The sequence below is a fragment of the Achromobacter semiaridum genome, assembly GCF_053543755.1.
Genome location: NZ_JBLVOL010000129.1, coordinates 29702 through 39060 on the forward strand (window position 1 = coordinate 29702; position 9359 = coordinate 39060).

Here is a 9359-nt window from a genome sequence, read left to right on the forward strand (position 1 = left end):
GGGGCGCACCAGGCTGTCCTGCATCTCTTGCAGGTAGGGGATGATCTGCCCCACGCAGTTGCGGCCATAGGGCGCCAGTGGCGTGGTCAGGTCACCGCCCGCGATGCGGCGAAAGTGGGCCTTGATGGCGTCCAGCGGACGCCGCACGAAAATCACCACATAGCGGTCGCCCAGGGCCAGCAGCAGCAGGCAGACCGCCAGGACGGCGCCCATGCCGATGTAGGCTTGGCGCCGCTTGGCGGCAGCGTCCGCCCACAGCTGCGTTTCGCGGTCCTTGGCGTAGGCCTCGTAGTTTTCGATGCTCTTGCCGAACGCGCGGCTGGCGTTTACGACGGCCCCGGCCGCATGTTCGCGCGCGCGCTTGATATCGCCGGCTTCCAGGTGTTGGCGTTGCACGGCGATGCCGCCATTGACCAGGGCGTCGAAGCCGGCCTGCATGGGTTCAAGGATGGCGGCGGGCGCGTCTTTGGTGGCTAGCTCGATGAAAAGGGCTTGCTGCTTGCGCGCCTCGTTCAGCGCGCTGTCGATGCTGCGGCCTTCTTCGGCCACTTGCGCGGCCCGGCCTTCGGCGGCGTATTCCAATTGACGCGACAGCCGCAGCCGGGCGCGCATGATCTGATCGTTGACCCGAGACAGGGCGGAGACTTCATGAAGCAGGTCGCCGCTGGTGGCAAGCGCTTCCCCGGCGCTGCGTAACCCGTTGACGCTAATGGCTGAAAGTCCGATGACCAGTGCACTGACGGCAAGCAGCGTGCACAGGATGAGGCGCCGGATGGTGATGTCTTTCAAAAACTGTGTCATGCGTGTCGTCCCAAATACAGCGAGTGCTGCATAGACAACAACGACCCCGCCGCCGCGATATTTAGCGACTGTTGCACAACTTACGAATATGTCTGCCCGTTCAACGAATATGTCGATAAATACCGCAACAATATTGCGATTTGGCGTTATTTCGAGGGGTGCGGCGTGGGCGTTTGCACGGGTTCGGACGCGTCAAAGCGCAGGCGCGAAAAGCTGGCGATGCAGGCAAGCGCCGCGCACAGCCCGCCCAGCCACAACGCCGCCACCGCGCCATGGGTCGTGGACACGTGGAAACAGGCCGCCACCAGCGCCGCGCCGGACGCCTGGCCCAACAGGCGCACGGTGCCGATCATGCCGCTGGCGCCGCCCGCCCGCGAGGCCGGGGCCGACGTCATGATGGCGCGCAAATTGGGCGATTGGAAAAACCCGAAGCCCGCGCCACAGATGGCCATGCGCCAGCAGATATCCCAGACCGTCGGCGCGGCGGGCAGCAGCGCCATCAACACCATGCCCAGCGCCAACATGGCCAGGCCGACGCCGCCCAGGATGCCCGCCGGATACCGGTCGGACAAACGGCCCGCGATGGGCGCCATGACGGCGACCACGACGGGCCAGGGCGTGATCAGGAAGCCGGTGTGGACCTGGCTGTAGCCCAGCACCGTCTGGAACATGAAAGGCAAGGACACGAAGGCCAGTGCCTGCGCGGCGAACGCACACACGGCGGTGGCGGCCGACAGGGCGAACAGGGGGCGGCGCAACAGGTCGACGGCCAGAATGGGCGCGGGGTGGCCGGCTTGCCGCCGCATCAGCAGCCACAGGGCGGCAACGGCGCCGCCCCATTCCAGCGTGACGCGCGGCCATGGCGCGCCTTGTGCCAGTTCATTGGAGCCCAGCACGAACAGCCCCAGCGTCAGCGCGCAGAGCGCGGCGGCGATGCCGTCAAAGCCGTGCGGGGCGCGGGCGGTTTCCGGCAAGCCGCGCAAGCCCAGGACGGCGGCCAGGATGCCGATCGGCACGTTGATCAGGAACAGCCAGTGCCAGGAGCCCAGCAGCAGGATGGCTGACGCAGCGGTCGGCCCGGCGGCGAACGACAGGCCGACCACCATGGCGTTCAGGCCCAGGCCACGGCCCAGCATCGAAGACGGATAGATGAATCGCAGCAAGGCGCCGTTCACGCTCATCACGCCTGCCGCGCCCAGCCCTTGCAAGATGCGCGCCACCACCAGCGTGGGCAGCGACGGCGCCAGCCCGCAGGCCAGCGACGACAAGGTGAACACCACCAGCCCCACCATGTACACCCGACGGTGCCCCAGGATTTCGCCCAGCGCGGCAGCGGGCAGCAAGCCGGCCACCATGGCCAACTGATAACCGCTGATCACCCAGATCGACCCGGCATCGCTGGCTTGCAGGTCGCGCGCAATGGTGGGCAGCGCCGTGTTGGCGATGGCCGTATCCAAGCTGGCCATGCACACCGCCAACATGACGGCCAACAAGGCGCCCAGGCGTTCCGAGGCGGGCAGGCCGGCGCCGGCCGGGTAAACGGTATTGCGTGAGAACGGGAGCATGGGCGTCAGGGAGGGCGTGCGGGCGGACGTGTCCGGCATCAGGAGGACTGATTCTAATGCGGCATCGGGATTCAACGCTTGGTCAGCCAGCCGCCCCGCGCATCGGTAATCAAACTGATGCCGGCGATCGACCATGCCAAATAATCGCCGAGGCGTCTCGGGATTAATACTTGCTACATGTGCTGAATATCCGCAGAGTCACATGCAGAAACGAAATTCAGCGCGCATTTACAACGAAATGTATGTCCGCAAAATCGGCCGATTTTCATAGGGTGAGTCTCGCAACGCCACCGCTGCGTTGCATTCCATTTTGTCGCAATGGGCAAAATGCGCAGGCGAATTTGAAACTATTCTGCTTGGGTATGCGATATTGCACGTACGATTAATTTCGATTTTCTTGATGGTGCAACTATTTGGGTGGGAGGTTTCCTATGAAGCGCTTGTCCTTGTATGTAGCAGCGTTGTCCGCGTGCGGCGTGGGTTTACCGGGGGTGGTAAATGCGCAAGCCGGTCCCACCGCGAATTTCAATGTCACGCTGACCATTACCGCCAACTGCGTGATTGCCGCGAATAATCTGGCGTTTGGCACCCACGGTGTGTTGAATACCGCGATAACCGGCAATACCACGCTGAACGTCACGTGCAGCAATACCACGCCATATACCGTGGGCTTAAGTTCCGGCACCGGCACCGGTTCCACCGGCACGACGCGGTTTATGCAAGGCACGGGCTCCAATACCGCCACGGTTGCGTATCAGCTGTATCAGCCGAATAGCCCCACCGTTGTCTGGGGCGACGCCCAGGTAGCGGACCGGGTGGGCGGCGTGGGCAACGGCAGCGCGCAGGCACTGGTTGTCAACGGCACGGTGCCGGTGCAAACCACCCCGGCGCCAGACACCTACTCTTCCACGGTCACTGCCACGGTCTACTTCTAGTGCGCGCCCTGATGCGTACGCTGCCGGCGGCCGTGTCGGTGCTGTGCCTGGCGGCGTGGACGCCGGCCGCGCTGGCGGCGGCCTTGCAAATATCGCCGGTGCTGGTGGAGCTTGCGCCCCAGCAGGGGGCCAGCGCCGTCATGCTGCGCAACCCGGGCGCCACACCGATCTACGGCCAGGTGCGCACCTATCGGTGGGACCAGGCCAATGGCGACGATGTCTTGACGCCCACGGAAGATATCCAGGCCAGCCCGCCGATCATCCAGGTGCCGCCCGGCGGCGAGCAACTGGTGCGGCTGGTGCGCGCCTCGCGCGAACTGGAGCCGGTGCAGCGCAGTTACCGCGTCATCATCGACGAGATCCCCGACCCTTCCACCCCCGGCATGAACGGCGTGGTGTTGCGCCTGCGATATTCCGTGCCGGTGTTCGTGGCGGGGGCGGCGGCGTCGCCGCAACCCGAGCTGGCCTGGCGCGTTGCCAAAGAGGGCGACGCCTGGGTGCTGCGGTTATCGAACACCGGCTCGCGCTACGCGCAGGTCGCGGCGTTGCAGATCGTTAACGGGGCGGGCAAGACGGTGGCGAAAGTCGACGGGTTGCTGGGCTACGCATTGGCGCAGCGCGCCCGTGAATGGCGGATTCCCGCAAAGCAGGCCGCGCCAGGCCCGGTGCGGATCAAAGCCCTGATCAATGGTGACGACGTCACCGTCGCCCCGCGCATCGAATGACCGCGCATCGCGCGCGGCTGCGCGAGGGGCAATGACGAGGAAGGCCAGTCCATGGCAGTACGCGCTTGTCTTGGGCGGGGACGACGCATGTGGCGGCTTGCACTTTGCCTGCTGTGCGCGCCGGCAATGGCGGCGGACCCGCCCGACCAACTGGTGTCTTTCGGCAATATCGCCGAGCGTGATGTGTATCTGGAGGTCAGTATCAACGGCGTCAATACGTCCCAATTGATTCGGTTTCGCGACGTGCAAGGCCGGCTGTCGGCCAGCGCGGGCGCCTTGCGGTCGGTGGGTGTGGACCTGTCCACGCTGGGCCTGCCGGATGGCCGCGATATCGCGCTGGATAGCATTGCCGGCGTGCGCTACGCGTACCGGACGGCAGAGCAATCGGTGGACATCCAATTGCCCGACTCGTTGCGCGTGCCCTATGAAGTGGGCGCGGCCGGGGCCACGCAAACGCCGCCGGCCACCTCCGGGCGCGGGCTGCTGCTGAACTACGACGCGTATGCGCAAACCGATTCGCTTTATCGGCTGGCGCTGTTTACCGAGCAGCGCTACTTCGATCCGACCGGCCTGTTCAGCAATACGGGCACGGCGTATCTGGGCGGCGCGGCGGATCGCTACGTGCGCTATGACACCTTCTGGACGCGATCAGACCAGCAGACGATGCGCACGCTGCGGCTGGGCGACACCATCACGTCGTCGTTGAACTGGTCGCGTTCGGTGCGAATGGCCGGCGTGCAATGGGGCCGGAACTTCGCGCTGCGGCCCGACCTGGTGACGTTTCCCGTGTCGTCGTTGAGCGCATCGTCGGTGGTGCCCTCGTCCGTTGCGCTGTACGTCAATGGCGTCCAGCAGTTCTCCGGCAACGTGCCGCCCGGGCCCTTTGTGGTGAACCAGATTCCGGGCATCACGGGCGCGGGCCAGGCCACGCTGATCACTCGCGACGCGCTGGGCCGCACGGTGACAACCTCGGTGCCGCTGTATATCGATACGCGCATGCTGGCGTCCGGCCTGTCCAGCTGGTCGGTGGAAGCGGGCTTTGTGCGCCGCCAGTTCAGCGTGCGCTCGTTCGACTATGACGACAAACCCATGCTGACCTCGTCAGGGCGCTACGGGGTCAGCGACGACCTGACCGTGGAAGGGCACGCGGAAGCGGGCGCCGGCCTGGCCAACCTGGGCGCGGGCGCCTTGGTGAAGCTGGGGCAGGCGGGCGTGCTGAGCGGGTCCGTGGCGGGCAGCGCGGGCAGCTATTCCGGAGGCCAGATCGGCCTGGGGTACCAGTACGTGCGGCCAAGCTTCAGCATCGATATGCAGGCCACGCGCGCGCTGGGCGATTACGGCGACCTGGGTTCGCGCGAAGACGCGCCGGTGCCGCGCCAGACCGAACGCGTCACCGTGTCCCTGCCCCTGACCAGTGCGCAAAGCGTGGCGTTGAGCTACATCGGCTATCGCATGCCGCAGGTGCCGGCGGCAAAGCTCGGGTCGGTGTCGTACACGGTCAATCTGCACAGCCGGGTGGTGCTGACGGCCAGCGCCTACAACGATTTTGCCGAGGACGGTTCGCGCGGTGTCTACCTTGGCCTGTCGCTGATGCTGGGCGATCGTACGCAAGCCACCGCATCGGCAGGTCGGCAGGCCGGGCAGGACACCTACAGCGTGGGCGCGCAGAGCAGCGTGGCGTACGAAGGCGGCTGGGGGTGGGCGTTGCAGAACGGGCGGTCGGGCAGCATGCAATACAACCAGGGGCAGGCCCAGTTTCTGGGCCGCTACGGCCAGCTGACGGGCATCGTGCAGGACTATGGCGGCACGACGACGGCCGCCGCGCAGGCATCCGGGTCGCTGGCCATCATGGACGGCGCGGTGCTGCCGTCGCGCCGCATCAACGACAGCTTTGCGCTGGTCTCCACCGACGGCGAGCCCGATGTGGCGGTGCTGCACGAAAACAGAAAGTTGGGCAGGACGAACCGCAGCGGCTATCTGTTGGTGCCGGACTTGAATTCCTATCAGACCAATCGCCTGGCCATCGACCCGGAGGACCTGCCCGTGGACGTGAAGCTGGACACCACGAAGGCCGTGGTGGTGCCGCAGGCGGGCGCCGGGGTGCTGGCCAAGTTCCAGGTGGAAAAGTACGCGGCGGCCTCGGTCATCCTGCAATTGCCGGACGGCGCGCCGGTGCCCGTGGGCGCCCAAGTCGTGCAGGTGGAAAGCGGCAAGCGTTCCGTGGTGGGATACGACGGAATTGCGTTCGTGGAAGACCTTCAGGCCAGTAACCAGCTGCGGGTGCGTGGCGCTGGCGTATCTTGCCTGGTGGACTTCGATTACGTGCGCGACGAAGAACACCCGCTGCCAACGCTGGGGCCGTATCCGTGCCGGCCGCTGCAAGGAGCGCGGCCGTGATGGCGCGGCGGCGCGGCATGGGGCCGACGCAGGGGGCGGCGCGGTTGCCGCTGCGCTGGCTGTTGTTGTCCGCCAGCGCGGCGTTGGCCATGGCCTATGGCAGCTTGGCGCAGGCCAGTTCCTGCACGTTGGGCGCGGGCACGACATCGACGATGGATTTCGGCGCGGTCAACCCGCTGCTGCCGGCCGATACCGTCAACGATAGTGGGCAGGTCACGGTGACCTGCACCTTTACCGCCCTGGGCCTGTTTGCCCGCGTGTGCTTCAACCTGGGCCTGGGCAATACTAGTACGTCGAACAACCCGCGCACCCTGGGGGCCGGCACGAACCGGATGAACTACAACCTGTACACCAACACCGCACGCACGCAGGTGTGGGGCGCAGCGACCAGTTCCGGCCCGACGTCGGTATTGCTGACCGGCCCGCTGCTGGTTCTGGGCGGGCCGGTGTCGACCACGTTCAAGTTCTACGGCAAGGTGCCGGGCAACCAGCCGCTGGTCTCAACGGTGAACAACGCCAACACGACGTATTCCGAAACCTACCCCAACACGGCCACGGTCGACGTGTTGTTCGGTCTGGGAGCATTGGCCAATTGCCCGCTGTCGACGGTCTCGCAGCGCATCTCCATCCCGTTGACCGTGACGGCACAGGTACAGAAAAATTGCACGATCAACGCGACGGATCTGGCGTTTCCGCCCAAGGGGGTGTTGAGCACAGCGGCCACGGCCACCAGCGCCATCACCGTCAAGTGCACCAATAACAACGCATTTTCGATCGCGCTGAACGGCGGTTCGGTAGCGGGCAACGTGCTGGCGCGCAAGATGAAGCACGCGACGGCGGCCGACACGGTCAGCTATCAGCTTTATCAGGACAGCAGCTACGCCACGATTTGGGGCGACGCTTCGGGCGGCGCCCCGCGCGTGGGCACCGGCACGGGCGCCAACCAAACGTTCACGGTGTACGGCCGGGTGCCGCCCCAGCCTACTCCCCGGCCGGGTAACTACAAGGACGTTGTCACCGCCACCATCACGTTCTGACGCCCGCCTAGGGGGTGGCCGTGGGCGTGGGGGCAGGCCGTGGCTTGACGGGCCAGAACAAGGTGGCGGGCCGTTGCCAGATGCGTTGGCGCACGCCGGCAGATAGCGAATCGCGGTCGCGGCGGCGCAGGTCGCGTGAACGCAGCGCGACGTTGAATGCCAGGGCGAAGCTGACGCCGACGTTCAGAATGCCGGTCAGCGCCGTGCCCGCCACGGCCAGCCAGAAAATCTGTGTGTGCACCACCTGCCAGCCCAGCGTGCCGATCACCGTGCCAAGCTGTCCGGCGCTGAGCGTCACGTGGCGCACTTCGACGTGCGGCCCGAAGAAGCCCACGATGGCCGGCCCCAGGCCCAGCATCAGGCCCAGCGACACGTTGCCGGCGATGCCCGAGATGTTGCGTTGCCAGAAGCCCGCCCAGCGCGCCGCGCCGCGTTCGCCCAGCAGGTGCCGCGCGCGCCGGTTGTAGGCCATGACGTCGTGCACGCGGTGCAGCGCGAACCAGTTGTCGGCCCAGCCCGCGATCAGGCTGGACAACCACAGCAGCACGCCGGTAGCGGCGGCGTACAGGGGGGTCGGCCCCCAGACGGAAAACGACGCCAGTGTTTCCTGCGCTTTCTCGGCGTTGATCAGCGGGCGGTCCAGTGCGTTGAGCGCGAGCCATTGCACTGCCCAGGCCAGCGGAAACACCACCGCCAGGTTGCCCAGGATGGCGGCCGCGTTGGACCGGATCATGGCAAGCGTGTCGTCCAGGAAGGCGTCGCGACCTTCGGGCGTGTAGGCATCGTCCAGACGGTGGGCCAGCGCGGGGCCGGTCATGGCGGGCTGCTTGGTGGCCAGCGTGAAGTGGGCGAAGTGAATGACGAGGAAGCCGCCCGCATAGTTCAACGACGCCAGCAGCCCCTCGATGAACTTGTCCAGATGCAGCGACACGATGAAGAACTTCAGATAAACGGTGAACACCATGATGAAGCCGCCGCCCAGCGACGCCTTGAGCATCGTCAGGTATTCCACCGTGTCGCGCGCGATGTAATGTTCGCCGGTTTCGGCGGTGCGTTCCATGACGCGCCGGGCCAGCTGCGCGAACGACGAGGCGGCCAGGTGGCGGATGCTGCTGCGCGCCTGGGTGGACCGGATCAGCTCGGCGGTCAGGTGCACGAACTTGTGGCGCTGGGTGGGGTCCACCCACACGCCAAGCAGCAGTTCGATGCGGGCCAGGCGCAGTTTCATGCGTTCAATCTGGAACACCACTTCGACGGATACGCCGTTCTTTTCCAGTTCGTCGTAGACGCCCTGGGAGGCGGCGCGGCAGCTGTCCAGCAGCGCGCGGAACACGTTCAGGCGGCGGCCGAATACGTCGCGCGGCGTGCTGGACGTGGTCGCGCAGAGCTCGGCGGACGCGGCGGCCAGGGCGAAGAAGGGCGATTCTTCAACCCGACCCGGCAGGCGTGTGCGGATGTCGTGGCTCAGGCCGGTGGCGCGCACCTGGCTGACCAGCACCTGGATGCTGCTGGTCAGCGCCAGTTCCAGCCTGGGCGACAGCGGTTCGGCGTCGGCCTGGAACAATGCGCGCATGCGGGCCAGCGTGTCCTCATCCAGGGATTCGATCCAGGCGGCGTCGCCGGTGCGCCGGAAGATCAGCGAGAACAGGCCGAACATGTCGGGGCGATTGGGCGGGGGCGGCAACAGGCGTGCTTGCGCGCGGTCCCAGAATTCGCCCCAAAACCCGGGGTGCGAGGCCACGCCCGTGTCGCACAGCAATGACGTTGGATCGTTATCGGCCACCAGCGAGCGCAACGTGGCGCCCACGCGCGCGGCGCGTTCGGAGTCGCGTTCCAGCACCTGCAATACGTAGCGCAGGCGGGCGTGCTGCGGGTGGTGCGTGGCGGGGGGCGTGGCGG

General features: G+C 66.3%; 7 protein-coding genes. 4 read left to right on the forward strand and 3 right to left on the reverse strand.

Annotation, left to right across the window (positions count from 1 at the left end; all coding sequences use genetic code 11):
* Positions 1-801 (reverse strand): Tar ligand binding domain-containing protein (locus tag ACNPP0_RS26565; protein WP_448707482.1); only part of this gene is annotated, 801 nt, incomplete at its 3' end.
* Between the two features lie 146 nt (positions 802-947).
* Positions 948-2366 (reverse strand): MFS transporter, encoded by a 1419-nt coding sequence (locus tag ACNPP0_RS26570; RefSeq protein WP_332612612.1) that lies wholly within the window; start codon positions 2364-2366, stop codon positions 948-950.
* Between the two features lie 431 nt (positions 2367-2797).
* Here ACNPP0_RS26570 and ACNPP0_RS26575 point away from each other — a divergent pair, with 431 nt between their 5' ends.
* From ACNPP0_RS26575 to ACNPP0_RS26590, 4 genes are all read left to right on the forward strand, one after another.
* Positions 2798-3301, forward strand: a complete 504-nt coding sequence (locus ACNPP0_RS26575; RefSeq protein WP_046805579.1) for a Csu type fimbrial protein — start codon at positions 2798-2800, stop codon at positions 3299-3301.
* 11 nt (positions 3302-3312) lie between these two features.
* Positions 3313-4026, forward strand: a complete 714-nt coding sequence (locus tag ACNPP0_RS26580) for a fimbrial biogenesis chaperone (RefSeq protein ID WP_332612570.1) — start codon at positions 3313-3315, stop codon at positions 4024-4026.
* 87 nt (positions 4027-4113) lie between these two features.
* Positions 4114-6423, forward strand: a complete 2310-nt coding sequence (locus ACNPP0_RS26585; RefSeq protein WP_332612569.1) for a fimbria/pilus outer membrane usher protein — start codon at positions 4114-4116, stop codon at positions 6421-6423.
* Positions 6423-7460 (forward strand): Csu type fimbrial protein, encoded by a 1038-nt coding sequence (locus ACNPP0_RS26590; protein WP_332612611.1) that lies wholly within the window; start codon positions 6423-6425, stop codon positions 7458-7460. Before ACNPP0_RS26585 ends, ACNPP0_RS26590 begins: the two co-directional genes overlap by 1 nt.
* Positions 7461-7467: 7 nt before the next feature.
* Here the strand turns inward: ACNPP0_RS26590 and ACNPP0_RS26595 are convergent.
* Positions 7468-9359 (reverse strand): site-specific recombinase (locus tag ACNPP0_RS26595; RefSeq protein WP_448707483.1); only part of this gene is annotated, 1892 nt, incomplete at its 5' end.

Coding starts and splice junctions, on each gene's coding strand:
- ACNPP0_RS26590 (WP_332612611.1), top strand. CDS start 6,423: ATGGCGCGGCGGCGCGGCATGGGGCCGACGCAGGGGGCGGCGCGGTTG.
- ACNPP0_RS26575 (WP_046805579.1), top strand. CDS start 2,798: ATGAAGCGCTTGTCCTTGTATGTAGCAGCGTTGTCCGCGTGCGGCGTG.
- ACNPP0_RS26585 (WP_332612569.1), top strand. CDS start 4,114: ATGTGGCGGCTTGCACTTTGCCTGCTGTGCGCGCCGGCAATGGCGGCG.
- ACNPP0_RS26580 (WP_332612570.1), top strand. CDS start 3,313: ATGCGTACGCTGCCGGCGGCCGTGTCGGTGCTGTGCCTGGCGGCGTGG.
- ACNPP0_RS26570 (WP_332612612.1), bottom strand. CDS start 2,366: ATGCTCCCGTTCTCACGCAATACCGTTTACCCGGCCGGCGCCGGCCTG.